General features: G+C 68.6%; 28 protein-coding genes. 16 read left to right on the top strand and 12 right to left on the bottom strand.

All coding sequences use genetic code 11. The features are described from left to right. Position 1 precedes the first annotated feature (1 nt). Positions 2-913, top strand: coding sequence for a haloalkane dehalogenase (locus ACZ50N_RS10130; protein ID WP_464475273.1), 912 nt, complete (start codon positions 2-4; stop codon positions 911-913). Here ACZ50N_RS10130 and ACZ50N_RS10135 read toward each other — a convergent pair. Continuing rightward, positions 910-1,500, bottom strand: a complete 591-nt coding sequence (locus ACZ50N_RS10135) for a tRNA-specific adenosine deaminase (RefSeq protein ID WP_464475274.1) — start codon at positions 1,498-1,500, stop codon at positions 910-912. The genes ACZ50N_RS10130 and ACZ50N_RS10135 overlap by 4 nt on opposite strands. Before the next feature lie 122 nt (positions 1,501-1,622). On the opposite strand from ACZ50N_RS10135, the gene ACZ50N_RS10140 reads away from it, so the two are divergent. Then, complete coding sequence (locus ACZ50N_RS10140; protein ID WP_464475275.1) at positions 1,623-2,720, top strand: GGDEF domain-containing protein; 1,098 nt, start codon at positions 1,623-1,625, stop codon at positions 2,718-2,720. A 2-nt stretch (positions 2,721-2,722) separates the two neighbouring features. Here ACZ50N_RS10140 and ACZ50N_RS10145 read toward each other — a convergent pair whose 3' ends face one another. Both ACZ50N_RS10145 and ACZ50N_RS10150 read right to left on the bottom strand, forming a co-directional pair. Then, entirely contained in the window at positions 2,723-4,126 is a 1,404-nt protein-coding gene (locus tag ACZ50N_RS10145) for an APC family permease (protein WP_464475276.1), read from the bottom strand. After that, positions 4,123-5,028 carry a proline iminopeptidase-family hydrolase gene (locus tag ACZ50N_RS10150; protein WP_464475277.1) on the bottom strand — a complete coding sequence of 302 codons (906 nt, stop codon included), beginning with the start codon at positions 5,026-5,028 and terminating at the stop codon, positions 4,123-4,125. The genes ACZ50N_RS10145 and ACZ50N_RS10150 overlap by 4 nt, the downstream gene beginning before the upstream one ends. Positions 5,029-5,133: 105 nt before the next feature. Between ACZ50N_RS10150 and ACZ50N_RS10155 the strand changes: the two genes are divergently transcribed. From ACZ50N_RS10155 to ACZ50N_RS10170, 4 genes are read left to right on the top strand one after another with little or no spacing between them, the layout of a single operon-like run. After that, positions 5,134-5,889, top strand: a complete 756-nt coding sequence (locus tag ACZ50N_RS10155; protein WP_236694264.1) for a FadR/GntR family transcriptional regulator — start codon at positions 5,134-5,136, stop codon at positions 5,887-5,889. Between the two features lie 19 nt (positions 5,890-5,908). Further along, on the top strand, positions 5,909-6,661 hold the full coding sequence (thyX, locus tag ACZ50N_RS10160) for an FAD-dependent thymidylate synthase (RefSeq protein WP_464475278.1): 753 nt from the start codon (positions 5,909-5,911) through the stop codon (positions 6,659-6,661). A gap of 19 nt (positions 6,662-6,680) precedes the next feature. Next, the gene (gene dapA / locus ACZ50N_RS10165; RefSeq protein WP_464475279.1) at positions 6,681-7,589 is read left to right on the top strand and encodes a 4-hydroxy-tetrahydrodipicolinate synthase; all 909 of its coding nucleotides are present in this window, start codon (positions 6,681-6,683) and stop codon (positions 7,587-7,589) included. Positions 7,590-7,600: 11 nt separating this feature from the next. After that, entirely contained in the window at positions 7,601-9,277 is a 1,677-nt protein-coding gene (locus ACZ50N_RS10170) for a ribonuclease J (protein ID WP_046366548.1), read from the top strand. Here ACZ50N_RS10170 and ACZ50N_RS10175 read toward each other — a convergent pair. From ACZ50N_RS10175 to ACZ50N_RS10190, 4 genes are all read right to left on the bottom strand, one after another. After that, positions 9,274-9,936: a response regulator transcription factor gene (locus tag ACZ50N_RS10175; protein WP_464475280.1), complete on the bottom strand. Its 663-nt coding sequence runs from the start codon at positions 9,934-9,936 to the stop codon at positions 9,274-9,276. The two genes, ACZ50N_RS10170 and ACZ50N_RS10175, sit on opposite strands and share 4 nt — an antisense overlap. 127 nt (positions 9,937-10,063) lie before the next feature. Then, a complete protein-coding gene (locus tag ACZ50N_RS10180; protein ID WP_464475281.1) occupies positions 10,064-10,936 on the bottom strand; it encodes an SAM-dependent methyltransferase in 873 nt (290 codons plus the stop codon). Continuing rightward, positions 10,933-11,745 (bottom strand): mycofactocin-coupled SDR family oxidoreductase, encoded by an 813-nt coding sequence (locus ACZ50N_RS10185; protein ID WP_464475282.1) that lies wholly within the window; start codon positions 11,743-11,745, stop codon positions 10,933-10,935. The genes ACZ50N_RS10180 and ACZ50N_RS10185 overlap by 4 nt, the downstream gene beginning before the upstream one ends. Positions 11,746-11,764: 19 nt before the next feature. After that, entirely contained in the window at positions 11,765-12,079 is a 315-nt protein-coding gene (locus tag ACZ50N_RS10190) for a putative quinol monooxygenase (RefSeq protein ID WP_046366551.1), read from the bottom strand. A gap of 163 nt (positions 12,080-12,242) precedes the next feature. On the opposite strand from ACZ50N_RS10190, the gene ACZ50N_RS10195 reads away from it, so the two are divergent. Then, a complete protein-coding gene (locus ACZ50N_RS10195) occupies positions 12,243-14,792 on the top strand; it encodes an FtsK/SpoIIIE family DNA translocase (RefSeq protein ID WP_464475283.1) in 2,550 nt (849 codons plus the stop codon). Between the two features lie 12 nt (positions 14,793-14,804). Here the strand turns inward: ACZ50N_RS10195 and ACZ50N_RS10200 are convergent, their stop codons facing one another. Beyond that, entirely contained in the window at positions 14,805-15,326 is a 522-nt protein-coding gene (locus tag ACZ50N_RS10200) for an amino-acid N-acetyltransferase (protein WP_046366775.1), read from the bottom strand. 42 nt (positions 15,327-15,368) lie between these two features. On the opposite strand from ACZ50N_RS10200, the gene pgsA reads away from it, so the two are divergent. From pgsA to pspM, 5 genes are all read left to right on the top strand, one after another. Further along, positions 15,369-15,965 (top strand): CDP-diacylglycerol--glycerol-3-phosphate 3-phosphatidyltransferase, encoded by a 597-nt coding sequence (gene pgsA, locus ACZ50N_RS10205; protein WP_048423636.1) that lies wholly within the window; start codon positions 15,369-15,371, stop codon positions 15,963-15,965. Then, a complete protein-coding gene (locus tag ACZ50N_RS10210; RefSeq protein ID WP_464475284.1) occupies positions 15,943-16,446 on the top strand; it encodes a CinA family protein in 504 nt (167 codons plus the stop codon). Before pgsA ends, ACZ50N_RS10210 begins: the two co-directional genes overlap by 23 nt. An 82-nt stretch (positions 16,447-16,528) precedes the next feature. Further along, on the top strand, positions 16,529-16,861 hold the full coding sequence (gene clgR, locus ACZ50N_RS10215; RefSeq protein ID WP_046365173.1) for a transcriptional regulator ClgR: 333 nt from the start codon (positions 16,529-16,531) through the stop codon (positions 16,859-16,861). A 123-nt stretch (positions 16,862-16,984) separates the two neighbouring features. Further along, on the top strand, positions 16,985-17,806 hold the full coding sequence (gene pspA / locus ACZ50N_RS10220) for a phage shock protein PspA (protein ID WP_046365172.1): 822 nt from the start codon (positions 16,985-16,987) through the stop codon (positions 17,804-17,806). An 18-nt stretch (positions 17,807-17,824) separates the two neighbouring features. Then, the gene (pspM, locus tag ACZ50N_RS10225; protein ID WP_464475285.1) at positions 17,825-18,640 is read left to right on the top strand and encodes a phage shock envelope stress response protein PspM; all 816 of its coding nucleotides are present in this window, start codon (positions 17,825-17,827) and stop codon (positions 18,638-18,640) included. Between the two features lie 73 nt (positions 18,641-18,713). Here the strand turns inward: pspM and ACZ50N_RS10230 are convergent, their stop codons facing one another. Further along, a complete protein-coding gene (locus ACZ50N_RS10230; protein WP_048423592.1) occupies positions 18,714-19,160 on the bottom strand; it encodes a limonene-1,2-epoxide hydrolase family protein in 447 nt (148 codons plus the stop codon). A gap of 43 nt (positions 19,161-19,203) precedes the next feature. Here ACZ50N_RS10230 and ACZ50N_RS10235 point away from each other — a divergent pair, with 43 nt between their 5' ends. Both ACZ50N_RS10235 and ACZ50N_RS10240 read left to right on the top strand, forming a co-directional pair. Further along, positions 19,204-20,376, top strand: a complete 1,173-nt coding sequence (locus ACZ50N_RS10235; RefSeq protein WP_046365169.1) for a glycosyltransferase — start codon at positions 19,204-19,206, stop codon at positions 20,374-20,376. A 9-nt stretch (positions 20,377-20,385) separates the two neighbouring features. Further along, positions 20,386-20,580 carry a DUF3046 domain-containing protein gene (locus tag ACZ50N_RS10240; protein ID WP_046365168.1) on the top strand — a complete coding sequence of 65 codons (195 nt, stop codon included), beginning with the start codon at positions 20,386-20,388 and terminating at the stop codon, positions 20,578-20,580. Between the two features lie 16 nt (positions 20,581-20,596). On the opposite strand, the gene ACZ50N_RS10245 is transcribed toward ACZ50N_RS10240, so the two are convergent. Together ACZ50N_RS10245 and ACZ50N_RS10250 are read right to left on the bottom strand one after the other, a co-directional pair. Continuing rightward, positions 20,597-21,730: a GGDEF domain-containing protein gene (locus ACZ50N_RS10245; RefSeq protein ID WP_464475286.1), complete on the bottom strand. Its 1,134-nt coding sequence runs from the start codon at positions 21,728-21,730 to the stop codon at positions 20,597-20,599. 27 nt (positions 21,731-21,757) lie between these two features. Further along, a complete protein-coding gene (locus ACZ50N_RS10250; protein ID WP_464475287.1) occupies positions 21,758-22,654 on the bottom strand; it encodes an alpha/beta hydrolase in 897 nt (298 codons plus the stop codon). Between the two features lie 192 nt (positions 22,655-22,846). On the opposite strand from ACZ50N_RS10250, the gene recA reads away from it, so the two are divergent. Both recA and recX read left to right on the top strand, forming a co-directional pair. Then, positions 22,847-23,890, top strand: a complete 1,044-nt coding sequence (recA, locus tag ACZ50N_RS10255; RefSeq protein WP_046365165.1) for a recombinase RecA — start codon at positions 22,847-22,849, stop codon at positions 23,888-23,890. Next, positions 23,856-24,386, top strand: coding sequence for a recombination regulator RecX (recX, locus tag ACZ50N_RS10260; protein WP_133414848.1), 531 nt, complete (start codon positions 23,856-23,858; stop codon positions 24,384-24,386). The genes recA and recX overlap by 35 nt, the downstream gene beginning before the upstream one ends. Positions 24,387-24,395: 9 nt before the next feature. Here the strand turns inward: recX and ACZ50N_RS10265 are convergent, their stop codons facing one another. Next, entirely contained in the window at positions 24,396-25,448 is a 1,053-nt protein-coding gene (locus tag ACZ50N_RS10265) for a GlxA family transcriptional regulator (protein ID WP_464475288.1), read from the bottom strand. Positions 25,449-25,701: the final 253 nt, after the last annotated feature.

The following is a 25,701-nucleotide window of genomic DNA, read 5'->3' on the forward strand; positions in this document are numbered from 1 at the left end:
CATGGACGTTCTCCGTACCCCCGACCAGCGCTTCACCGATCTGCCGGATTTCCCGTTCGCGCCGCACTACGTGGATGTCGGTGTCAACGCGGATGGCCTGCGAGTGCACTATCTCGACGAGGGTCCCCGCGACGCCGAGGTGGTGCTGCTCCTGCACGGAGAGCCGTCGTGGAGCTACCTGTACCGCCGGATGATCCCGGTCCTCACCGGTGCCGGACTGCGAGCCGTCGCCATCGATCTGGTCGGCTTCGGCCGTAGCGACAAACCGAGCCGGCGCGAGGACTACACCTATCAGGCGCATGTCGACTGGACGTGGGGCGCGATCGAGGCGATCGGCCTGACCGACATCACGCTGGTCTGCCAGGACTGGGGTGGGCTCATCGGACTGCGCCTCGTCGGCGAGCACCCCGACCGTTTCGCCCGGGTGGTGGCCGCCAACACCGCACTGCCCACCGGTGATCAGCATCCCGGCGAGGCGTTCCTCGCGTGGCAGCGATTCAGCCAGGAGACCCCTGACTTCCCGGTCGGGGGAATCATCGCCGGGGGATGCGTGTCGACGCTGTCACCCGACGTCATCGCCGCCTACGACGCCCCGTTTCCCGACGATTCGTTCAAGGCCGGGGCGCGACAGTTCCCGACGCTCGTGCCGACGAGCCCGGACGACCCGGCGGCACCCGCGAACCGGGCGGCCTGGGAGGTGTTGCGGCGGTTCGACAAGCCGTTCCTGTGCGCCTTCTCCGACTCCGACCCGATCACCAAAGGTGGCGATGCCCCGCTGCGGAAGCTCATCCCCGGGGCGCAGGGCCAGCCCGAGGTGACCATCGCCGGCGGCGGTCATTTCCTGCAGGAGGACAAGGGGCCCGAGCTGGCGACGGTCGTCGTCGACTTCGTCGCCTCGAATCCCATGGGTTAGGCGAGCGGAATCTCGTTGTCGCTCTTGGATTCCTGATACTGCAACGACAGCGAGTCGTAGCGGGCGCGGATACTGTCTCGTCGAGTCAGCAGCTCCGAGCGCAGCGGCTCGGCTTCAGCGTCGATCAGGTCCGAGATGGAATACGCGGTCCAGAATGCGTTGGTGCGGCGGTAGCCGCCGGGGTCCAGGCCGAACAGCTCCTTGAGGATCGCGAGATCATGGGGGATCGCAAAGCTGTCGCGGGAATCCTCGTGGCTGAAGAAGTAGTAGTAGTTGTCGAAGCCCGCCCACGTGATCGCAGACATGCACAGCGTGCACGGTTCGTGCGTGGTGAGGAAGATCAGGTCCGTCGTCGGAGGCCGGTCGGATCGCTCGTAGAACTGCCGCAGCGTGTTGATCTCGCCGTGCCACAACGGGTTACGAGTCTCGTCGTTGGTCCCCGCGATCACCAGCGACAGATCCGACTTGTTCAGCAGCGCGGCTCCGAAGACCTTGTTGCCGCCGGCCACTCCGCGCTCGGTCAGCGGGAGGATGTCGAAGTCGATGACGTCGAGCAGGCGTGAGGCGATCGTGGCGGAGTCGGGCATGAAAAACCCTAACGTCGCTGCGGCGGATTCGCTGGGCACGACAAACAAGGTGCACGCAGCTGCCCCGGAAGCGGGCACAATGAACATGATCAGACGACGACAGAACCTGACGGGACCCATGCATGTCTGGGTGGTGGCGCCACGGCGGACGATTCGATGCGTTGAGCGCGTACCTGCGTGATCGGGGCCTCGAAACTCAATGGCGGATAGCGATTTTCGCCTTCACCTGCACCCTCGGCACGTTGCCGCTGATTCTGCTCGCCAGCCCGGTCGGTGCATCCACCCCGGTCGCGCGGGCGGTGGCGATCGCCGCGGGCGTCGGCGCGATCGCTGTGTCGACCGTATGGCTACCCGGTTGGCCGACCCGCACCCGATCGCTGGTCTACAACCTCGTGTGCTGCGCGTGCATCGCCGCGGGCTCTCTGTCGATGTCGTACGCCTATGCGGGTCTGATGGGCTGCGTGATGTTCGCGGTGCTCGGCGGATACCTGGCCTACTTCCACCGGTTGGTCGACGTCGTCGGCAACGGCGGGGTCGCTGCGGTCTGTGCGGTGATCACCGCGACCCGACTGATCGCGGACACCGGCGATGTCGCCGTGACGATCAGCGCGGCCGTCACCGCGGTGGCGCTCAACGTCGGCGTGCCGTTCGGCATCTACTCGCTGGTGCACTCCCTGCACGCCGATCTCGCGGAATCCGGTCGCGACTCGCTCACCGGTCTGCTGAACCGGCGCTCGTTCCATCAGGCCCTGCGGCAGTTGATCGTTGATCAGGGCAGTGGCGCCGCCGTGAATGTCACGATGATCGACCTCGACGACTTCAAGGGGCTCAACGATTCCCGCGGCCACGCGACCGGCGACCGTGCGCTTGCCGACGTGGGCGACGTGCTGAGGCACACCTGCGGCGATGCGGCGGTCCTCGGCCGTGTCGGCGGTGAGGAGTTCGTGGTCGCCGACACCGGTACGCCGTCCTGTCACGCCGAGACCACGAACGCCGTCCGGGCGGGCATCGCGGCGCTGCCCTTCGACATCACTGCCAGCCTGGGCACGTGCACGGCGCTGCTCGATGACCACGTCGACGATCCCGACGACGCGGACCTGGACGATTTCCTCGATCGCATGATCGCCACCGCCGACGCCGCCATGTACCGCGCCAAACGGGCCGGCGGTGACCGCGTCGAGCACCGGCTTCTCACCCCGTCGAGCCGGCAACAGGACTGAGCTCAGCGCATCGGTTCGGCCTTGTCGACCGCGTGATCGGCCGACGGTCCCGCGGTGACGCCGCGCACCCTGTTCACCACGTAGACGATCGTGCCGATCGCCAGCCACACGATGCCGCCGATCTTGGCCAGTGAGTCGGCGTTGATCAGCACGTAGGCGATGATCACGAAACCCAGCGCCGGCACGACGAGATGCAGCAGGTAGTTCTTCGACTTCTTGCGGCTCAGGTAGTACCAGGCCACGGAGATGTGCAGCAGGCAGAACGCGAAGAGGGCGCCGAAGTTGACCAGTGAGGAGATCAGACCGATCTGGCCGACGAAGAACAGCACCAGCACGATCGACAACGCACTGACCGTGAGGATCGCTGCGATCGGCACCTGGCGCGAGCTGATCTTCGACAGGAAGTGGGGGAGTTGACGGTCGCGGCTCATCGAGAACAGCAGCCGGCTGGTCGCCGCCTGTGCGGCCATCGCGTTGGCGAACCCGACGGCGAGCACGTTGACGACGAAGAACGCGTTCATCCAGCCGGTGGACGAGGCCGCCTGCACCAGATTGAAGAACGCGTTGCCGACCTCGTCGTCGGGAAACGCCTCACGGCCGCCGGCGAGCAGGCTCGCCAGCCACGTCTGGAGGATGAACAGGAACGCCACGATGAAGAGCGCGCCGACCATGGCCTTGCCCGCCGGATTGCGGGTGCCTGTGGACTCTTCGGCCAGTGTCGAGATGCCGTCAAAGCCGAGGAAGCTCAGCACCGCGATCGAGAGTGCGGCAGCCAGCAGTGGCGCGCTCACGGTCTCCGGATTCCAGATCGGGCTCGTACTCCATCCGACGTCGGGCAGGCTGCCGCCGCTGATCGCGCGCACGGCGATGACCACGAACACGACCACGAACACCAGCTCGATCGCGAGGAACACCCGGTTGGCCATCTTCAGCGAATCGACGCCCAGCAGGTTGATCGCCGTGTTGACGAGCACGAACAGAATGGCCCACATCCACCGCGGGGTGTCCGGGAACAGCCCGATCATCGACTCCGCGGCGAACACGTAGAGCAGCGTCGGCACCAGCAGGTAATCCAGCAGCATTGCCCAGCCCGCGAAAAATCCTGCGCCAGGATGGATTCCGCGACCCACATAGGAGAACACCGACCCGGCCAGCGGGAACGATTTGGCCATCTGCGCGTACGCGATCGCGGTGAAGATCATCGCGATCAACCCGATCGCATAGACCAGGGGCACCATGCCGGACGAGCTGTTGTAGACGGTGCCGAAGATCGCCCACGGCGCGATCGGCACCATGAACACCAGCCCGTAGACCAGCAGGTCGAACGTCGACACCGAGCGGTGCAGTTCCTGCTTGTAGCCGAAGGACTCCAGCGTGCGCTGGGTGGCGGGTTCAGTGTCGGTCATGGGGTGTCCTCGTGCTCGGCGAGGAAGGCCGCGATCACGGCGCGGAACTCCTCGGGTTTCTCCAGATGGCTGCAGTGGCTGCATTCGGCGAAGACATGACCACGCGCGTCGGGGATGCGGTCGACGTAGGGCTGCCAGGTGGCGGGTGTGGCTTCGTCGAATTCCCCGGCGACCACCAGGGTCGGCGCCTCGATGTCGGGCAGGCGGTCGATGATCGTCCAGCCCCGAAGGCTGCCCACGACGTGAAACTCGTTGGGCCCGTTCATCGTGTGATAGACCGTCGGTTCGGCTTCCATCTGCGCCTCGGAGTCGAGGAAGTCCTGGGGGAACGGTTCGGTCCGGCATACGTGGCGGCGATAGAACTCCATCGTCGCGGCCAGGTACTCCGGGTCGGTGACGGTGCCGGCCGCCTCGTGCCGGTCGAGGGCGTCCTGGGTCTGCGGTGGCAGTTGTGCCCGTAGTTCTGCAGCGCCCTGCACCCAGAGTTCCATCGAGGCAGGCGAATTGCAGATCGAGAGCGAGGCGAGCCTGGCGGGGCGGCGTACCGCGATCTCGGCGCCGAGCATGCCGCCCCACGACTGGCCGAGCAGGTGGTAGTTGTCGATCCCGAGTGTGCTTTGCACCGTGTGGAATTCGTCGACGAACAGCGCCGGCGTCCAGAAATCGGCGGGCGCGTCGGGCAGGTGGGTGGACTGCCCGCACCCGACCTGGTCGTAGTGGATCACGACCCGGCCGGTCTCGTCGGCGAGCTCGGCGATGTTGGCCACGTAGTTGTGCGCCATGCCCGGTCCGCCGTGCAGGACGAACAGCGGCAGCGCTCCGCGTTTCACGGTGTCCGGCGTGGTGATCTGAACCCAGGTCTGATGGTAGCGGAAGGGAATCAGACGGGTGTCGCGCTGCATCGCATCAGCATGAACTTCTAAAGGTCTTGCCGCAAGACCAATCAAACGAATTAACATGTCGGTGACGAGAAGGGGATTCCGCTGATGGGGCACAACGGATCACCCGTGGGTGAGGCGCCGTCCGGCGTGCTGCACCGACAACTGGACTCGTCGACGCGCGTCGACGAAGTGACCGATCGGCTGGTCACCGCGATCGCGATCGGCGAATACCTGCCCGGCGCGCGGCTTCCCGGCGAGCGTGACCTGGCGGCATACCTGGGCGCCGGGCGGATGACCGTGCGTGCGGCGCTCGCGCGGCTGGTCGATCGCGGGCTGCTCGAGACGCGCCGAGGCCGGGGCGGGGGATCGTTCGTCCGTCAGCAGTGGCCCGAGTCGTCCACCGAAGCCGTCGGGCGCACGCTGGCCGGCCGACTCGACGAACTGCGCGTGCACTGCGACGCGGTGTGCCGCCTGCAGGGGGCGGTGTGCCGGGCAGCCGCCGAGGCCCGCACCGACGCCGACATCGCGGTCCTGACACGGCGACTCGAGGAGTACCGCACCGCCCAAACGGGTTTGGACGCCCAACAGGCGGACAGCCGGCTGCATGCGGCCATCTCCGACGCCGCGCACAACGAGGTGCTGGCCGGCGTGCTCAACGACCTCAAGGCCCGGGTGAGCATCGGGGCGCCCGCGCACCTGTGGGGCGAACCCGACACCATGCGCGCCGTCGAGGAGCGGGCCCTGCGCGAGCACGAACTCATCGTCGCCGCGATCACCGAGGGCCGCGCCGACGACGCCGACGCGCTGGCCCGCGCGCACGGCACGATCGACTTCGGCCACATCACGACCGCGATGCGCCGCGCCGGCGTGCTCACCGAGTGAGAGCAGCTAGGCTGCGCCGGTGGCCGACATCGCGCCGCTGCGCGTGCAGCTGATCGCCAAGACGGAATTCACCGCGCCCCCCGACGTCGACTGGAGCACCGACGCCGACGGCGGGGCGGCGCTGGTCGAATTCGCGGGCCGAGCCTGCTACCAGAGCTGGGCCAAGCCCAACCCGAAGACCGCGACCAACGCCGCATACCTGCAACACATCATCGACGTCGGACACTTCTCGGTGCTCGAACACGCCTCGGTGTCCTTCTACATCACCGGGATCTCCCGGTCGTGCACCCACGAACTGATCCGCCACCGGCACTTCTCCTACTCGCAGCTGTCGCAGCGGTACGTGCCCGAAGGCGACGTCGCGGTGGTGGCACCCCCCGGCGTCGACGGCGACCCCGAGCTCACCCGCATCGTCGCCGAAGCCGCCGATGCCAGCCGGGCCGCCTACGTCGAACTCCTGGCCCGCCTCGAGGAACGATTCGCCGACGTGCCGAACGCCACGCTGCGGCGCAAGCAGGCCCGGCAGGCCGCGCGCGCAGTGCTGCCCAACGCCACCGAGACCCGCATCGTCGTCACGGGCAACTACCGGGCATGGCGGCATTTCATCGCGATGCGGGCCAGCGAACACGCCGACGTCGAGATCCGGCGCCTGGCCGTGGAGTGCCTGCGACAGCTCGCCGACACGGCGCCCGCGGTGTTCGCTGACTTCGAGATCACCGTGCTCGCCGACGGCAGTGAGGTCGCGACCAGCCCGTTGGCCACGGAGGGCTGAGGCGGGGAGGGTAATCTTGGTGCCCGTGAGTACCGCCGCCTTCGACGTCACCGCCCGGTTGGGCACCCTGTTGACGGCCATGGTCACTCCGTTCAAGCCCGACGGCTCGCTGGACATCGAGACCGCGAAGCGCCTGGCCACCCACCTCGTCGACGCCGGCTGCGACGGCCTCGTGGTCTCCGGAACCACGGGTGAATCGCCGACCACCACCGACGCCGAGAAGATCGCGTTGCTGCGGGCCGTGCTGGAGGCCGTCGGCGATCGCGCGCGCATCGTAGCCGGAGCGGGCACCTACGACACCGCGCACAGCGTCGGGCTGGCCAAGGCCGCCGCCGCCGAAGGTGCGCACGGGCTGCTCGTCGTCACCCCGTACTACTCACGCCCGCCGCAGGAAGGCCTGCTCGCGCACTTCCGCACCGTCGCCGACGCGACCGACCTACCCAACATCCTCTACGACATCCCGCCGCGCTCGGTCGTGCCGATCGAATGGGACACCATCCGGGCGCTGGCCGAGCACCCCAACATCGTCGCGATCAAGGACGCCAAGGGCGACCTGCCCGGGGGCGGCCAGATCATCGCCGAGACGGGTTTGGCCTACTACTCCGGTGACGATGCGCTGAATCTGCCGTGGCTGGCGATGGGCGCAATCGGCTTCATCAGCGTCTGGGGTCACGTCGCGGCGGGACAGCTGCGAGACATGCTGTCCGCCTTCGCCTCCGGCGATGTGGCGACCGCGCGCAAGATCAACGTGTCGCTCGCGCCGCTGTCGGCGGCGCAAACCCGGCTGGGCGGTGTGACGCTGTCGAAGGCGGCGCTGCGACTGCAGGGCTTCGAGGTCGGCGAACCGCGGCTGCCGCAGGTCCCGGCAACCGACGACCAACTCGAGGCGCTGGCCGCGGACCTGCGGGCCGCCGCGGTGCTGCGGTAGCGGGACCACCTGTGGAATCCGAACTCGTCGCACCGGGCCCGTTGGCCACCGGTGCCCTGCGGGTGACCGCGCTGGGCGGCATCAACGAAATCGGCCGCAACATGACCACTTTCGAGCATCTCGGCCGGCTGCTGATCGTCGACTGCGGGGTGCTGTTCCCCACCCATGACGAACCGGGCGTCGACCTCATCCTGCCGGACCTGCGCCACGTGCAGGGCCGGCTCGAGGACGTCGAGGCCCTTGTCGTCACCCACGCCCACGAAGACCACATCGGGGCGATTCCCCACCTGCTCAAGATGCGCGCCGACATCCCGATCGTCGGTTCGAAGTTCACCCTGGCCCTGGTACGCGAGAAGTGCCGCGAGCACCGGTTGTCGCCGAAGCTCGTCGAGGTCGCCGAAGGGCAGCGCTCCACCCACGGCGTCTTCGAATGCCAGTACTTCGCGGTCAACCACTCCGTCCCGGGATGTCTGGCCGTCGCCATCCACACCGGGGCCGGCACCGTGCTGCACACCGGCGACATCAAACTCGACCAGCTTCCCCCCGATGGCCGGCCCACCGATCTGCCCGGCATGTCGCGCCTCGGCGACGCCGGCGTGGATCTTTTCCTGTGCGACTCCACCAACGCCGAGATCCCCGGCGTGGGCCCGTCGGAAAGCGAGATCGGCCCCGCCCTGCACCGCCTGATCCGCGGGGCCGACGGGCGCGTCATCGTCGCGTGCTTCGCCTCGAACGTCGACCGCGTGCAACAGATCATCAACGCCGCCGTCTCACTGGGCCGAAAAGTGTCGTTCGTCGGCCGGTCGATGGTGCGCAACATGGGCATCGCCCGCGACCTCGGCTATCTGACGGTCGCCGACTCCGACGTCCTCGACATCGCCGCCGCCGAGATGATGCCGGCCGACCGTGTCGTGCTGATCACCACCGGCACGCAGGGGGAGCCGATGGCGGCGCTGTCGCGCATGTCGCGCGGTGAGCACCGCAGCATCACGCTGACCGCCGGCGACCTGGTGATCCTGTCCTCGTCGCTGATCCCCGGCAACGAAGAGGCGGTCTACGGGGTGATCGACTCGCTGGCCAAGGTCGGTGCTCGCGTGGTCACGAATCGTCAAGCGCGCGTGCATGTTTCGGGCCACGCCTACGCCGGTGAACTGCTGTTCCTGTACAACGGGGTGCGCCCGCGCAACGTGATGCCGGTGCACGGCACCTGGCGGATGCTGCGCGCCAACGCCGCCCTGGCGGCCAGCACCGGGGTCGCCGAGGAGAACATCGTGATCGCCGAGAACGGCGTCAGCGTGGATCTGGCCGGCGGTCGAGTCTCCATCGCCGGCGCGGTGGCCGTGGGCAAGATGTTCGTCGACGGGCTCGTCACCGGCGACGTCGGCGACGCGACCCTCGGCGAGCGGCTCATCCTGTCGTCGGGCTTCGTCTCGGTGACCGTGGTGGTGCGCCGCGGCACCGGTCAGGCGGTGGCCCCGCCCCATCTGTCCTCGCGCGGCTTCTCCGAAGATCCCAAGGCGCTCGAGCCGGTCGCGCGCCGCGTGGAGGCCGAGCTGGAGAACCTGGCCGCGCAGAACACCACCGACCCGGCGCGTATCGCCCAGGCGGTGCGGCGAATCGTGGGCAAGTGGGTGGGCGAGACGTACCGCCGTCAGCCCATGATCGTGCCGACCGTCATCGAGGTCTAACCGGCCTGCAGCCGGTAGCCCACCCCCCGCGCGGTGGTGAACCAGTGCGCGCCGAGTTTGCGGCGCAGGTAACGAACGTAGACGTCGACGACGTTCGACTCCGGCTCGTCATGGCCCCACACCTGCCGCAACAGGTACTCGCGGCTGAGGACCTGGCCTGGATGACGCAGGAACGTCGCAGCCAGATCGCATTCGCGCGTCGACAGGTCGACGCAGTAGTCCCCGACGTGTGCCCGCCGGCTCGCGAGGTCCACCCGCAGACCGCCGTAGCGCAGTTCGGCGGGCCGGGTGGCCCGGCGCGGTGACACCAGGCTCCGCACCGTCTGCACGAGTTCGTCGGCCCGCAACGGGGCGACCGAGACGAGCGCTTCTGCCGAGGTGCTGAACGTCGCGCCGGCGCGTGCGCGTGGGCTACAGGTCGTCAGCAACACGGCGGGCAGCCCCTGGCCGTCGGCGCGCAGCCGCCGCACCACCTCGAACCCGTCCATCCCCGGCATGCGCGCCCCGAGGATCACCAGATCGAAGTTGCCGCGGCGGGCGTCCCTGTACGCACACCGCCCGTCGGCCACCACGGTCACCGAAAAACCCTGAGCGCGAAGCGTTCTGCGGATCATCGTCGAGGTCTGCTTGTCTGCCCCGGCGACCAGAACTGCGGTCACGTCGTTTCCCCCTCGCCCGGCGCCGTGCCGCTTCTGCCGGCGTTGCCATCGACGATCCCGGATCCGGGGTGCGTGCGTTAGGGCCACACGGAAGCAAGGAAGGGGCAAAGGTCCCTCGATGTCGACCTCAACGCTGGGCGACCGCTGTCCACTCGATCGGAGACGCCGCCAGCCTGCGGCCGGTGGGGCGGATGTAGAGGTCCCGGTAATAGCTGGGGCCGGCCTGCTCGACGAGCTGCCAGCCCAGATCGGACAGCCATTCACCGAGCTGTTCGGGAACCAGGCCGGTGTGCCACACGGGATGCCGACCGCGGAACCGCCGGTGCAGTGACGGCGCGCCGTAGAGATTCGTGCCGTCCACGAAGTCTTGCCGGATGTAGCTGAACACCAGTCGGCTGCCCTTACCCGCGGTACCCAGAGCCGCGAGCGTGGTGCGCACGGCATCGGGGGAGAGGTACTGCGTCACCCCTTCGACGATGAAGAAGGTGCGCCGTGAATCGTCGTACCCGGCCGCCTGCAGCGCGGCCAGAAGATCGTCGCGCTCGAGGTCGGCGGACACCAGATGCACCGACGGGGGTGTGCCGCCCAGCACCCGCTGCAGCACCGCGGCCTTCCGCTCGATGTTGACCGCCTGATCCACCTCGAACACGGGCATGTCGCTGTGCCGGGCGATCCGGCAGCCGCGAGTGTCGAGGCCGGCGCCGAGGACGACGACGGCGTCGGTCTCGTTGAGGGGATCGGACAGCCGCTCGTCGATGAGACGCTTGCGGCACGCGATGCTCGACCACAGGCCCGGCCCGCTGCGCTGCACGGCCGCCATCACGGTCCGGCGCACCGGTGCCACGCGCGTGGTCGCCACCAGCGCCCGCATCCGAGCCGGCAGGAACTGCGCAGCCAGATCGTCGTCCACCAGCCGGCGCTGCGGCGGCTCGTTCTGCTCGATCGCCGCCAGCACCATCGGGCCGAACGCCGTCTGCGCGGCGGGATTGCCGCGCGTCATCGCTTGTTGACGAACCCGGCGTCGACGGGCAGCGCGACGCCGGTGACGTAGCGCCCGGCCTCAGACACCAGCCAGTAGACCGCGTTGGCGATGTCCTCCGCCTCCAGCGCCCGCACGGGGAGCGCGTTGCTCATGTCCGGACCGGTCTCGTCGGTCATCCCGTCGAGCCACGACCGAGTGAACTCGTTGTCGATCATCGGGGTGTTCACCCCGGCGGGATGGATCGAATTCACGCGAATGCTGTATGCGGCAAGGAAATTGGCGTAGGCCCGCATCAACCCGACCATGCCGTGCTTGGCGGCGGTGTACCCGACCGCGCCCGCGATGGGCGCTCCGACACCCACCAGACCGGCCACCGAACTGGTGAGCACGATCGAGCCACCGTTGCCGTACTTGATCATCGGCTTCATCGCGACGTCGATGGTGTGGAACGCGCCGGTCAGGTTGACGTCGATGACGTCCTGCCAGGCCTGCGGCGCGGTCATCGGCGCGATGCCCGCATTGGCGACCACGATGTCGAGCCGTTCACCGAGACGTTCTGTGCCCCCGCGCACCGCCGATTTGAGCGCGTCGCGATCGCGCACGTCGACCTCGGATGCCACGATCTGCGCACCCGTCTTCTCGACGAGTGCCACCGTCTCCGCCAGGTCAGCGGGCGTGGCCAGCGGGTAGGGCACCGAATCGATCTGCGCGCACAGGTCGAGCGCGATGATGTCGGCACCGGCGGAGGCGAGCTTCACCGCGTGTGCGCGGCCCTGCCCGCGCGCGGCGCCGGTGATCAATGCGACCTTGCCGGTGAGTTCGCCCATCGTCACGTCCCCGGAGCCGTCAGGGCCGCAGCTGGCCCTTGGCCGGGTCGCCGGCGACCACGGGGGCGAGCATCTTGATGTCGGGGGCGCCGTCGAGGTGCTCGCCGATGGTGCCGAACAGGGTGCCGACCGCCGGTGCGGCGCCGTGGGCCTGCAGGGCCTCCGCGTCGGCCCACTGCTCGACGAACACGAACGTGCCATCGGCCTCGTGCAGGGCGTAGAGCTCGCAGCCGGGCTCGTCGTGCACGGCCTCGATCGCCTTCGTGCAGGCGTCGCGCACGGCGTCCACGGAATCGGGCTTGGCGGTCATGGTCGCAACGACGACGACGGGCATACGGGACTCCTCGTTGAGAGTGACTGAACAGGCCTCACCGTACTGTCTCGCGCCGACGGTGTCGGCGGCCCACACCTGATCGCGGGCCGGGGTGCATCGAGACCCATCTGTGACCTGTGTGGCAGATGGTGCATCTGGGGCTCATGCGACTAGGCTGAGAGGCATGGCGAGTAAGACCGCGTCCCGCGCTGGCGCCCGTTCGACCAGGTCGAAGCCCAGTTCGCGGGGCTCTGCGCGGTCCGCGCGCCCGGCGCCTCCGCGGCGCAAGCCGGCCCGCCGAGGCCCCTCACCGGTGGCGGCCGCCGGCACCGCCGTCGGCCGCGGTGCCCGCGCCGGATGGCTGATGCTCGCCAAGGGAGCCGGGAGCACCGCCCGCTCGGTCGGTCGCGCCCGCGATCTGGAACCCGGCCACCGCCGCGACGGCATCGCGCTGGGCCTGCTCGCTCTCGCTGTCGTCGTGGCCGCCAGCTCCTGGTTCGACGCAGCGCGTCCGGTCGGAGAGTGGATCGACACCTTCCTGCGCATGCTGGTCGGCGACGCCGTGGTGCTGGTGCCGCTCGCCCTGGCGGTCATCGGTGTGACGCTGATGCGCTCGGAGCCCGATCCCGAGGCGCGCCCCCGCTTCATCCTGGGTGCGGCGATGATCACGCTTCCGGCACTGGGCTTGCTGCACCTGTGGTCGGGTGCGCCGCAAGACCCCACGGCGCGCCAGCACGCGGCCGGCTTCGTGGGCTTCGCGATCGGCGGCCCACTGGCCGACGGCCTGACCGCCTGGATCGCTGCACCCCTGCTCGTGATCGGCGCCCTCTTCGGCGTCCTGCTGATCACCGGCACGACCATTCGCGAAGTGCCCGCGACCCTGCACTACATGTTCTCCACCCGGTGGCGTGGTGAGGACGGCGACCTCGACGAGGACTTCGACGAGGACTGGTTCGACGACCCCGCGGAGATCGAATCCGGCCCGGCCGCCGGGGCAGACGATTTCTCCGACGGCTACTACGACACCGACGTGTCCGGCGACGACCCCGCCTGGCCCACATCATCGTCGTCGACTCAACCCACCGTGCCGCTGAGCAAGCCGGCGGGAACTCCGATGGAGAACTACCCCGTCGACGACGAGGTGGCCGATGTGCCGCCCCCGGCCAAGACCCGCAAGAAGCAGCCGCGCAAAGAGCCCGCGCTGAGCCTGGACCGCGTGGTCGAAGGTCCCTACGCGCTCCCGTCCCTGGACTTGCTGATCGCCGGCGACCCGCCGAAACGGCTGACGGCGGCCAATCAGCACATGACCGACGCGATCACCTCGGTGCTGGAGCAGTTCAAAATCGACGCCGCGGTGACCGGATGCACGCGCGGGCCGACCGTGACCCGCTACGAGGTCGAGCTCGGGCCCGGCGTCAAGGTCGAGAAGATCACCGCACTGCACCGCAACATCGCCTACGCCGTGGCCACCGAGAGCGTGCGCATGTTGGCGCCGATCCCCGGCAAATCGGCGGTCGGTATCGAGGTGCCCAACACCGACCGTGAGATGGTGCGCCTGGCCGACGTCCTCACCGACCCGGTGGTGCGCTCCGACCACCACCCGCTGGTCATCGGCCTCGGCAAGGACATCGAGGGCGAGATGATCTCGGCGAACCTCGCCAAGATGCCGCACCTGCTGGTCGCGGGCTCCACCGGTTCGGGCAAGTCGAGCTTCGTGAACTCGATGCTGGTGTCGCTGCTGGCGCGCGCCACCCCCGACGAGGTCAGGATGATCCTGATCGACCCGAAGATGGTCGAACTGACGCCATACGAGGGTATTCCGCACCTGATCACGCCGATCATCACCGAACCCAAGAAGGCCGCCGCTGCGCTGGCCTGGCTGGTCGAGGAGATGGAACAGCGCTACCAGGACATGCAGGCCTCCCGGGTGCGTCACATCGACGTCTTCAACGAGAAGGTGCGCACCGGGGAGATCACCGCGCCGCTGGGCAGCCAGCGCGTCTACAAGCCCTACCCCTACATCCTCGCGATCGTCGACGAGCTCGCCGACCTGATGATGACCGCGCCCCGCGATGTCGAGGACGCCATCGTGCGGATCACCCAGAAGGCCCGCGCCGCCGGAATCCATCTGGTGCTGGCCACCCAGCGGCCGTCGGTCGACGTCGTCACCGGTCTGATCAAGACCAACGTGCCGTCGCGTCTGGCGTTCGCCACGTCGTCGCTGACCGACAGCCGGGTCATCCTGGACCAGCCCGGCGCCGAGAAGCTGATCGGTATGGGCGACGGCCTCTTCCTGCCGATGGGCGCCAACAAGCCGATCCGCTTGCAGGGCGCGTTCATCACCGACGAGGAGATCTCTGCCGTCGTCACCGCGGCCAAGGATCAGGCCGAGCCGGAGTTCGTCGAGGGCGTCACCGCGGTCAAGGCCGGCGAGCGCAAGGACGTCGACCCCGACATCGGCGACGACATGGACGTGTTCCTGCAGGCGGTCGAACTCGTCGTGTCATCGCAGTTCGGCTCCACCTCGATGCTGCAGCGCAAGCTGCGGGTGGGCTTCGCCAAGGCGGGCCGGCTGATGGACTTGATGGAGACCCGCGGGATCGTCGGCCCCTCCGAGGGCTCCAAAGCCCGCGAGGTTCTCGTCAAGCCCGACGAGCTGGCCGGCACGCTGGCATTGATCCGCGGCGGCAGCGATGCCATCGGTGGGGATGCCGACGAGGAGCCGGACTTCTGAGGCAGGGGAACGTTAGAGCGTCAACAACATTCGGGTGTTACCGAGGATGTTGGGTTTGACGTAGGAGAGGTCGAGGAACTCGGCCACACCGATGTCGTAGGAACGGCACATCTCCTCGTAGACCTCGGCGGTCACCGGGGTGCCCTCGATCTCGGCGAAACCGTGCCGACCGAAGAACTCCGTCTCGAACGTCAACACGAAGAGCCGTTGCAGTTGCAGCTCGCGGGCGACCGTCAGGAGCTGGTCCACCACCAGGTGGCCGATCCCGCGGCCGCGCACCTTCGGATGCACTGCCACCGTGCGCACCTCGCCCAGGTCGGACCACAGGACGTGCAGGGCGCCGCAGCCGACGACCTCACCGGCGACCTCGGCCACCCAGAACTCCTGCACCGACTCGTACAGCGTCACCAGGTTCTTCTCGAGCAGGATGCGGCCGGCATAGACGTCGACGAGCGCCTTGATGGCAGGCACGTCAGATGTCCTGGCCCGGCGCACCACCGGCCCACGTTCGGTCTCGCCCGGATCAGAGCTCACACGGGGAAGGGTATCGGTTCGAGCAACCAGTATTCTGTGTCGGTGCCGGGCCAACCACAGACCGATCCTGTGGTTCCGCGCGCTCGAGTGGCGAATCTGGCCAACGCGCTCACCGGCGTCCGACTGATTCTCGTCCCGGTGTTCCTGGCCTTCCTCTTCGTCGGCGATGGCCACGAAACCTTCTGGCGGGCAATGGCGTTCACCGTGTTCACGGTGGCCGTCATCACTGACCGCCTGGACGGGGCGCTCGCCCGCAGCTACGGCATGGTGACCGAATTCGGGACGCTGATCGATCCGCTCGCCGACAAAGCCCTCATCGGGGCGGCGCTGATCGGGCTCTCGATGCTCGGCGACCTGCCGTGGTGGGTGACGGTGGTGATCCTGGCCCGCGAGCTCGGCGTGACACTGCTGCGCCTGGTGGTGCTGCGCCACGGCGTCATCCCGGCCAGCCGCGGCGGCAAGGTGAAGACCACCGTGCAGGCCGTTGCGATCGGACTGCTCATCCTGCCCCTGACCGGGGCCTGGGCCACCGGTGCGTGGATCGTCATGCTCGCCGCCGTGGTGCTCACCATCCTGACCGGGGTCGATTACTTCATCTCGGCGGTGAGGGATTCCCGTGGGCGACCTGCCCGTCAGTGACCCGCTTGTCGACGGCCATGCCGCTGCGCTGGTCGCCGATCTGACCGTGCGCCGCCAGACCGTGGCGACGGCCGAGTCGCTGACCGCCGGCCTGGTTGCCGCGACGTTGGCCGGCGTGCCGGGGGCGAGTGCGGTGCTGCGCGGCGGCCTCATCACCTACACCGTCGAGACCAAGATCGAGCTCGCCGGCGTGGCCCCGGAGCTGCTCGCCGACGTCGGCCCGGTCGCCGAACCCACCGCGCGGGCCATGGCCGTCGGCGCCCAGCAGCGCTGCGGTGCCACCTGGGGCGTGGGCCTGACCGGCGTCGCCGGCCCCGAACCGCACGGCGGGCACCCGGTCGGCACGGTGTTCGTCGGCCTCGCAGGGCCTGTCGACACCGAGGTGCTGGCGCTGCACCTCGACGGCAGTCGCTGGCAGATCCGGCTGGCCGCGGTGCACGCCGCACTGGCGCGCCTGCGACTTCTCGTCGAGAACCAATGAGCGACGCAGCCGGGAACCATCCGGGGGCCGTCGTGCGTTGGGTCGAGTAGCACGCCATCCAGAGCTGACGAAGGAGAGCGCGATGACGACACTGCTGCGCGAAGTGATCGGCGACGTGTTGCGCCGCGTGCGGGTCGAACAGGGCCGCACCCTGCGTGAAGTGTCCGACACCGCCAGGGTCAGCCTGGGCTACCTCTCCGAAGTCGAACGCGGTCGCAAGGAAGCCTCCAGCGAACTGCTCAGCGCCATCTGCGGCGCGCTCGACGTTCCGCTGTCGCGGGTGCTGTCCGAAGCCGGCGACGACATGGCGCTCGAAGAGGCCCGCACCGAAGTGAGCACCTCGCGTATCGACGCCAGCACCAAGGTGGTCATCCCGCAGGCCGTCGCCCCGGTCGTCTCGATGGCGGTCGCCTGATCCCCGACAGGGGTGTGGCGAGCTGTACAGAACCGATAAGTTGGGTACCTGCGATGACAGGGAACCCGTGCTGGTGACCCTGTTCCACTGACCCGAAGACTTCGAGAAGGCGGAAACGTTCTCATGGCCAATCCGTTCAGCAAGGCGTGGAAGTACCTGATGGCGCTGTTCAGCTCCAAGGTCGACGAGTACGCCGATCCCAAGGTGCAGATCCAGCAGGCGATCGAAGAGGCCCAGCGTCAGCACCAGGCGCTGACCCAGCAGGCGGCGCAGGTGATCGGCAATCAGCGCCAACTGGAGATGCGGCTCAACCGTCAGCTGGCCGACATCGAGAAGCTCCAGGTCAACGTCCGCCAGGCACTGACACTCGCCGACCAGGCCGTCGCCTCCGGCGATGCCGCGAAGGCGACCGAGTACAACAACGCGGCCGAGGCGTTTGCCGCGCAGCTGGTGACCGCCGAGCAGAGCGTCGAGGACCTCAAAGGCCTGCACGACCAGGCGCTGCAGGCGGCGGGACAGGCCAAGAAGGCCGTCGAGCAGAACGCGATGGTGCTGCAGCAGAAGATCGCCGAACGCACGAAGCTGCTCAGCCAGCTCGAGCAGGCCAAGATGCAGGAACAGGTCAGCGCGTCTTTGCGGTCGATGAGCGAGATCGCCGCCCCCGGCAGCACACCCAGCCTGGACGAGGTGCGCGACAAGATCGAGCGTCGCTACGCCAACGCGATGGGCGCTGCCGAGCTGGCCCAGAACTCGGTGCAGGGCCGCATGATGGAGGTCCAGCAGGCCAGTGTCCAGATGGCCGGACATTCCCGGCTCGAGCAGATCCGGGCGTCCATGCGCGGCGAGCAGCTGCCCGCCGGCTCCGCCCAGGCTCCGGCAACGCCCACGCAGTCACCGGCCACCCCGGCCGCCAACCCGACGCCGGAAAACCCGCTGTCGCAATAACATTCACGGGAGCATGTGGTGAGCACTCGGACCCGACGAACCGACGCCTGGCGAACGCTGACCCAGCGCGGCATCGACACCGCCGCGGAGTGGTCCGGCACGCTCGCCGACAAACTCAACGCGGCCGCCGATCCGCGCGCCAAGCTCCTGCGGAAGCGGCGCTGGGCGCTGCGCCTCGGAGTGTTCTTCGCTCTGTCGTCGGTGTTCTGGGTGGGGGTGACCGCGCTGCTCGCGTCCTGGAACACCCCCGTGTGGGCGCTGTTCATCCCGTCTCCCATCGCCGTCGGTGCCGCGTTCCTCGCCACACTGGCGTTTCTGCGGTACCGCTGGCTGCGCGGTGAGCCGTTGCCCCCGGCGCGCAGCGCGGCAGCGCGGCGGTTACCGCCGTGGGGTTCTGCCGCCCGCGCGCCGATGGCGGCGTTGACGTCGTCCGAACGCGGGCTCGTCTGCCTGCTCGGGGTGATGGAGCGCGGCCGCCTGCTGCCTGACGGGGAGCTGCGCGAACTGCGGGCCGCTGCCGAGCGGACCGCCGCCACGATGTCGGCGACCGCTGCCGAGGTGGTGTCGATGGAGCGCACCGTCAGCTCGGCGCCCCAAGCCCGCGCGCACCTGGCGCCCACCATCGCCGCGTTCTCCGCGCAGCTCGATCGCGGTGCCCGCCAGTACAGCGACATGGTGTCGGCGGCAGCGCAATTGGTGTCGGCGGCCAATTCAGGCTCGATGTCGAGCTCGCCGATGGTGCAGAGGCGCTACCGCGACGAGCTCACCTCGGCGACCGACCGGCTGACCGGATGGGCGCAGGCCTTCGACGAGCTGGGCCGGCTGCGCGCCTGAGGAGCCTGAGGCCCTGAGGGCGACGATCAAGCGGCGAGGGACGAGCCGCGTTGAGGAGCCCGAACAAGTAACCCTAGAAGCGGGGTCGCAGCGCCGGGACGACCAGCCCGACCAGCGCTTTCAGCGGCGCCTTCACCATGACGTCGACCATGTCGAAGTAATCCCGCCACAACGTGATCTGTCCGTCGCGGATCTCGAACGCCCCGCACACCCAGAATTGCAGCCGGAGCGGCCCCAGCAGGATCGCGTCGGTGCGCTCGGTCAGCACCGTGTCGCCTTCTGCGGCCACGCGGTGAAACGCCACCGCGAACCCGACCTTGCCTTCACCGCGGCGCAGCAACCCCATGATGCGCGAACGGCCCCGAATCGAGGGCAACCCGACGTTCTGCCACACCAGGTCCGGAGCGGCCAACGATTCGACGGCGTCGAAATCCTCGTCGGCCAGCGCGAGCAGGAACTTCTGCACCAGAGCGGCGTTGTCGGTGATCGGCAACAGGGTCGGGCGGGCCTCGTCGGTCATACCGATCGACACTAACCGCAGGCGCTGTGGCAGGGTAGCCCGCATGCGTGTCGCGGTGGTCGCCGGACCGGACCCCGGTCACGCGTTTCCCGCGATCGCGTTGTGCCGGCGCTTCCTGGCGGCAGGGGACGAACCGACCTTGCTGACCGGCACGCGATGGTTGGACACCGCGCGGGGAGAGGGGTTCGACGCCGTCGAACTCGACGGGCTGCGGGTCATGGCCGGCGACGACGACGCCGACGCGGGCGCGAAGATCCACGAGCGCGCAGCCCGGATGGCGGTACTGAACAGGGCGCGCATCGAATCGTTGAAACCCGATGTGGTGGTGTCGGATTCAATCACCACCTGCGGGGGACTGGTCGCCGACCTCATCGGCGTGCCGTGGATCGAACTGAACACCCATCCGCTGTACCGGCCGTCGAAGGGGTTGCCGCCGTTGGGCAGTGGCCTCGCCCCGGGCGTCGGGCTGCGTGGCCGGGCCCGCGATGCGGTGCTGCGGGCGCTCAGCGCGCGGTCCTGGCGGGCGGGGCTGCGCCAACGCGCCGCCGTGCGCGTCGAGATCGGGCTGCCTGCTGCCGACCCCGGTCCGCTGCGGCGGCTCATCGCCACGCTGCCCGCCCTGGAGGTGCCGCGCCCCGACTGGCCCGCCGAAGCCGTCGTCGTCGGCCCCCTGCACTTCGAGCCGACGACGACGGTGTTGGACCTGCCACCCGGGGACGGACCCGTCGTGATGGTGGCACCGTCGACGGCGAGCACCGGCGCCGTCGCACTCGCCGATCTGGCGCTCCAGACGTTGATCCCCGGGCAGGTGTTACCCCAGGGCGCGCGCGTCGCCGTCTCGCAGCTGCACGGCCCGGACGGCGAGGTGCCGCCCTGGGCGGTGGTGGGGCTGGGCCGTCAGGACGAACTGCTGTCGCGAGCGGACCTGCTGGTGTGCGGTGCCGGGCACGGCATCGTCTCCAAAGCGTTGCTCGCCGGCGTGCCGATGGTGGTGGTGCCCGGTGGTGGTGATCAGTGGGAGATCGCCAATCGCCTTGTGCGCCAAGGCAGTGCGCAGCTGGTCCGGCCGCTGAACTCCGAGACTCTGGGTACGGCCACCGCTGAGGTGCTGGGCTCGGCGCGCCACCGTGACGCCGCACTGCGCGCCGGCGCCACCGCTGATGCGGTCGCTGATCCGGTCGGAGTCTGTCACGACGCGCTGCGGGCCTCCGCGTAGGTTGGGCCCGTGCGGCTGACGGAATTCCAGGAGCTGGTCGAGCGGCAGTTCGGCCCGGTGCGGGCATCGTCGATGCTGCTCGACCACGTGCTGACGACGATGGGTGGGCGGACCGCGGCGCAGGCGATCGAAGACGGCGTCGAGCCCCGCGACGTCTGGCGGGCGTTGTGTGCCGACTTCGACGTGCCGCGCGACCAGTGGTGAGCGAGCTCGGTGCTGATCACTCCGGCGGTGGTCTGAGGGGTTCGTACTCGGCGGGTGTGTGAGCCGCGATCACCACGCGGTCGCCGCCCTCGCGCTTGGCCTGGTACATCGCCGCATCGGCGGCACGGAGGGCATCCTGGAAGCTGATCCCGTCGCGCCCGGCGGTCGCCGCCACTCCGATGCTCGCGGTGACCGGTGGATGGGCTGCTGCGCGGATGGCATCCCGAATCCGTTCGCCGATCACCCCGGCGGCCGCTGCGGGGGAGCGTTCCACGACGACGAACTCCTCTCCTCCGGTGCGTGCGACCAAGGCCGACTGCCGAACCGTCTCGCTGATACGTCGTGAGGTTCGGACGAGCACCTCGTCTCCCGCCTGATGCCCGAACCGGTCGTTGATGCCCTTGAACCCGTCGAGGTCGATGGCGATGACACACAGCTCACCGCCGCGGGATGACACAGCGATCCGTTCCAGATGGTTGTCCAGACCGCGGCGGTTCGACAGCGCGGTCAGCGGATCGATGAGCGACTCCACCGAACTGTGCCGGATGAGCCAGAACGCGAACTGCAGCACCGGCAGGATGCCGGCAACGATGACCAGTCCGATCGCGACTTTCGACACCGCCAACGCGATCGCGTCCGGCTGTCTTGACCACCCCAACCAGAGGCCGACTCCGACGATCGTGAGCACCGCCAGGACCAGATGCACGCTGTGCATTCGCGGGCCGTGGAAGAACACGATGTAGGCGCCGGGAAGTGCGAAGAGCGTGGTCGTCCCCATCGCCTGGAGCGGGTCGGCGTGCAGCACCGTCGCGACGATGATCCCCAGATCCACCAGGATGAACAGAACCGCGGACACTCGTTCCGTGGGCCAGGGCGCCAGCGCCCAGTACACAGCCCAGGTCAGTCCGGCCACCGCGAGCGCCGTTGCGATGGCGTGGCTGACGGCCGCAGGGTGATGCAAGGGGACGAACTGTAAACACACCGCGGCGATTCCGACGATGACGCCACTCGCGCAGATCGTCGCCCGCAGGCCAGGCAAGAGTCCACGCGGGCGGAGGAAGTCGAGAAGCCACGCGTAATCGCCGGTGTCATGCCACCAGCGCTGCAGAGACGTCAGAAAGCCGGTGCCGGCTGACATGGAGGAGGTCATCGTCGCGAAAGTCCCGGGCGGCGGGGTTTATTCGTGCCGGACGGGGACGGCGCGCTGCAGGAACGCGACCTGGTCGGCTTTGACTCGAGGGTCGTGGTAGATGTCGAAATGGCCGTAGGGATAGTGCAGTAGTTCTCCCCGCGGAGCGCGCTGGGCGGCGCGGACAGTCGGGCCGGGTGGGGTGACCTTGTCGTCGTCGCAGACGCAGATCAGCAACGGCATCTCCAGGTGCGCGGTCTTAGTTCCTGGCCTGTAGAGACCCAGCCTTAGTCCGACTCGGGCGCTGAACTCGTTGCGCCACAACGACTCCGCTCCGACGATCGCCTCAAAGCCCGGCTGCGCATCCGGGGATGTCATCGCGGCGAAGGCGCCCGGTGTGCCGACAGCGGGTAGCAGGTGGGGTGGGCGGCCGCGCCAGGCGCCGAGCTGATCCCTGACCCCCGCGACCAATGCCTTCGGGACGAACGCCGGTGGTTGGACCCGCAATGTCGCGAGCCCGTCGGTGAACGGCGCCTGGGAGACCACCGCACCGATGCGTGCGTCGGCAGCGGCGACGGCCAGGACGTGCCCGCCGCTGAATGACGAGCCCCACAGCGCGATTCGGTCGGGGTCCACGCCGTCCAACCGACGGGCCCACGCCACGACGGTGTGGTAGTCCGTCTGCTGCATCCCGATGTCGAGCAGCTGCCGGGGCGTGCCGGTGGATGCGCCGAACCCGCGGTAGTCGAACACCACCACGACGTATCCGGCCTGGCAGAAGGCTTCGGCGTACTCGGGAAGTCCGTCGTCGCGGGTGGCGGTGAAGCCGTGGGCCATCACGATGCATGGGGCTTGAGCGGTCGGGCCGGAGCCGGCCGGCCGGTACAGGTACGCGGCGAGTTGGTCGGCACCGGCCGGGATGCGAACGTCCTCAGGCGTGGTCATGGCGGAAACGCTAGCCCGCCGGCGTGTCCGCTGAATCGGAAAACGCTAGCCCGTCGGCGTGTCCGCTTGAATCGAACACGTGTTCGTCTACTGTGGGTGGAGTTCGCCCACGCGACTTGTCGGTGCCCTGGCCTAGCGTCACGGCCAACCGATCGAGAACCGGTCGACAACGACTACCCGGAGAGGTACATCATGGCGCAGCAAGCCCCCGATCGCGAGAAGGCCCTGGAACTGGCGCTCGCGCAGATCGACAAGAACTTCGGCAAGGGCTCGGTGATGCGGCTGGGCGAAGAGGTCCGTCAGCCGATCTCGGTCATTCCCACCGGTTCCATCTCCCTGGACGTCGCCCTCGGCATCGGCGGTCTGCCGCGCGGGCGCGTCGTCGAGATCTACGGCCCGGAATCCTCGGGTAAGACCACGGTGGCTCTGCACGCCGTCGCCAATGCGCAGGCCGCCGGCGGAATCGCGGCCTTCATCGACGCCGAGCACGCGCTGGATCCCGAATACGCCAAGAAGCTCGGCGTGGACACCGACGCGCTGCTGGTCAGCCAGCCCGACACCGGTGAGCAGGCGCTCGAGATCGCCGACATGCTGGTGCGTTCCGGAGCGCTCGACATCCTGGTCATCGACTCGGTGGCGGCCCTGGTGCCCCGCGCCGAGATCGAGGGCGAGATGGGCGACAGCCACGTCGGTCTGCAGGCCCGCCTGATGAGCCAGGCGCTGCGCAAGATGACCGGCGCGCTGAACAATTCGGGCACCACGGCGATCTTCATCAACCAGCTGCGCGAGAAGATCGGCGTCATGTTCGGCTCGCCCGAGACCACCACCGGCGGTAAGGCGTTGAAGTTCTACGCGTCGGTGCGCCTGGATGTCCGGCGTATCGAAACGCTCAAGGACGGCACCGACGCCGTCGGTAACCGGACCCGGGTCAAGGTCGTCAAGAACAAGGTCTCCCCGCCGTTCAAGCAGGCCGAGTTCGACATCCTGTACGGCCACGGCATCAGCCGCGAGGGTTCGCTCATCGACATGGGCGTCGAGCACGGCTTCATCCGCAAGTCGGGTTCGTGGTTCACCTACGAGGGCGAGCAGCTGGGGCAGGGCAAGGAGAACGCCCGCAAGTTCCTGCTGGAGAACGTCGACGTGGCCAACGAGATCGAGAAGAAGATCAAGGAGAAGCTCGGGATCGGTGCCGTGCTGACCGATGACGATGTCCTCCCCGCTCCCGTCGACTTCTGATCGTGCCGAGCAGGCGCGGGCGGTGTGCCTGCGCCTGCTCACCGCACGCGCCCGCACCCGCGCCGAGTTGGAGACGCAGCTGGCCAAGCGCGGATATCCCGACGACGTCACCGCCCATGTGCTCGACCGCCTCACGCAGGTCGGCCTGATCGATGACGAGGACTTCGCCGAGCAGTGGGTACGGTCACGGCGGATGCATGCGGGAAAAGGCAAGCGCGCCTTGGCCGCCGAGCTGCGGAACAAGGGTGTCGACGCCGAGGTGATCAGCGCGGCGCTGTCCGGAATCGACGCGGGTGCCGAGCGGACGCGCGCCGAGGAGCTGGTCCGCGACCGATTGCGACGGGAGAAGCTCGGCGATCCGGGGGACCGTGACGCCGAGAACAAGGTGGCACGTCGACTCGTCGGGATGCTTGCGCGTCGCGGCTACAGCCAGACGATGGCACTCGACGTCGTCACCGCCGAACTGGCCAACGAGCGGGAGCGGCGCCGGGTCTAGCGTGCCGTGCTACAGCGGCTGCTGGATACCGGTGGTGCGAAATCGGCTGCGGTACATGCTCGGTGTGACTCCGAGGGCGCGACGAAAGGTCCGCCGCATGGTGTCGGCGGACCCGAATCCCGCGCGGCGCGCCACCGCCTCCTGGCCGTGATCGCCGGTCGCCAAGAGTACTTTCGCTGCCTCCAGCCGGGCCTGTTCGACGAATCGCGCCGGCGTCATACCGACGTGAATCCGGAACATCCGCACCAGATGTCGCTCGCTGACCGCGGCGCGATCGGCCAGCGCCGCGATCGAATGGTCGGCGGCCGGATCGGTGATGATCGCGTCGAGGATGGCGCGCAGCCCGCTGGACACGGAAGGCGCGGACTCGGTCCACACACTGAACTGGGCTTGACCGCCAGGACGCTGCAGGAAGACCACCATCCATCGCGCCACCCGCCGCGCCACGTCCGGGCCGTAGTCGCTTTCCACCAAGGCCAGCGCGAGATCGATACCGGCGCTGATGCCGGCCCCGGTGATGAATCGCCCGTCCTGGACGAACAGTGAATCGGGAACCACCTCGATGTCCGGGTAGACCCTCGCTAGGTGCCGGCAGTGCGCCCAGTGAGTGGTCGCGCGCCGCCCGTCGAGCAACCCCAGCGCGGCCAGCGCGAAAGCCCCGGTGCACACAGACGCGACGCGACGCGCCCGCGACGCCAGGGCGTCCACCATGTCCAGCGCGGCCGGTACGTCGTCAGGCGTCCGTTCCTCAGGGATGTCGTGTTCACCCGGCGTGAAGGTGAAGTTCGGCGGCACCCCGCCCGGCACGATCAGCGTGTCGAACCGCGCGGGTACCTCGCTCAGCGCTCGGTGCACCTTGAGCGCGACAAACGATGTGGTCTCCACCGCAGCGCCTGTCGGGGAGGCGAGGATGACCTCGTAGTCGGCCCCGAAATCGTTGGCACGCGCGAAGATCTCCAACGGTGCCGCGACGTCCTGCAATGTCACCTTGTCGTAGAGGGCGAATACGATCGTCTTGGGCGCCTTCGACCGTCGGGCGTGCGTGGTGCGGGCCTGGGTCACTCGCGCCGACCGTGCTGCCCTGCTGTCCTCGGCCACCGGTGTGTGCCCCTTCGTCGCCCCCTGTGTGCTGATTGTGGTCGCACAGCTCATCACGTTCGCTCCCGACAGCGTGGGCGCATCACGCTAACGCGGGGCTGTTACAGCGGCGTTGCCGATCGTCGCGGCCTGCGGCGACGCCCCCACCGACGCGGCCGATGTGCGGTGTCGGCGGTGGTGTCGACGTCCGGAACTGCAGGGATCGTGTCCGCTCCGG

This window comes from Mycolicibacterium obuense, assembly GCF_055397605.1.

What these genes read in the sequence shown, in the direction of transcription:
- ACZ50N_RS10130 (WP_464475273.1), top strand. Translation starts at nt 2, where the DNA reads ATGGACGTTCTCCGTACCCCCGACCAGCGCTTCACCGATCTGCCGGAT.
- ACZ50N_RS10135 (WP_464475274.1), bottom strand. Translation starts at nt 1,500, where the DNA reads ATGCCCGACTCCGCCACGATCGCCTCACGCCTGCTCGACGTCATCGAC.
- ACZ50N_RS10140 (WP_464475275.1), top strand. Translation starts at nt 1,623, where the DNA reads ATGTCTGGGTGGTGGCGCCACGGCGGACGATTCGATGCGTTGAGCGCG.
- ACZ50N_RS10145 (WP_464475276.1), bottom strand. Translation starts at nt 4,126, where the DNA reads ATGACCGACACTGAACCCGCCACCCAGCGCACGCTGGAGTCCTTCGGC.
- ACZ50N_RS10150 (WP_464475277.1), bottom strand. Translation starts at nt 5,028, where the DNA reads ATGCAGCGCGACACCCGTCTGATTCCCTTCCGCTACCATCAGACCTGG.
- ACZ50N_RS10180 (WP_464475281.1), bottom strand. Translation starts at nt 10,936, where the DNA reads ATGACGCGCGGCAATCCCGCCGCGCAGACGGCGTTCGGCCCGATGGTG.
- ACZ50N_RS10185 (WP_464475282.1), bottom strand. Translation starts at nt 11,745, where the DNA reads ATGGGCGAACTCACCGGCAAGGTCGCATTGATCACCGGCGCCGCGCGC.
- ACZ50N_RS10190 (WP_046366551.1), bottom strand. Translation starts at nt 12,079, where the DNA reads ATGCCCGTCGTCGTCGTTGCGACCATGACCGCCAAGCCCGATTCCGTG.
- ACZ50N_RS10195 (WP_464475283.1), top strand. Translation starts at nt 12,243, where the DNA reads ATGGCGAGTAAGACCGCGTCCCGCGCTGGCGCCCGTTCGACCAGGTCG.
- clgR (WP_046365173.1), top strand. Translation starts at nt 16,529, where the DNA reads ATGACGACACTGCTGCGCGAAGTGATCGGCGACGTGTTGCGCCGCGTG.
- pspA (WP_046365172.1), top strand. Translation starts at nt 16,985, where the DNA reads ATGGCCAATCCGTTCAGCAAGGCGTGGAAGTACCTGATGGCGCTGTTC.
- ACZ50N_RS10230 (WP_048423592.1), bottom strand. Translation starts at nt 19,160, where the DNA reads ATGACCGACGAGGCCCGCCCGACCCTGTTGCCGATCACCGACAACGCC.
- ACZ50N_RS10235 (WP_046365169.1), top strand. Translation starts at nt 19,204, where the DNA reads ATGCGTGTCGCGGTGGTCGCCGGACCGGACCCCGGTCACGCGTTTCCC.
- ACZ50N_RS10245 (WP_464475286.1), bottom strand. Translation starts at nt 21,730, where the DNA reads ATGACCTCCTCCATGTCAGCCGGCACCGGCTTTCTGACGTCTCTGCAG.
- ACZ50N_RS10250 (WP_464475287.1), bottom strand. Translation starts at nt 22,654, where the DNA reads ATGACCACGCCTGAGGACGTTCGCATCCCGGCCGGTGCCGACCAACTC.
- recA (WP_046365165.1), top strand. Translation starts at nt 22,847, where the DNA reads ATGGCGCAGCAAGCCCCCGATCGCGAGAAGGCCCTGGAACTGGCGCTC.
- recX (WP_133414848.1), top strand. Translation starts at nt 23,856, where the DNA reads ATGACGATGTCCTCCCCGCTCCCGTCGACTTCTGATCGTGCCGAGCAG.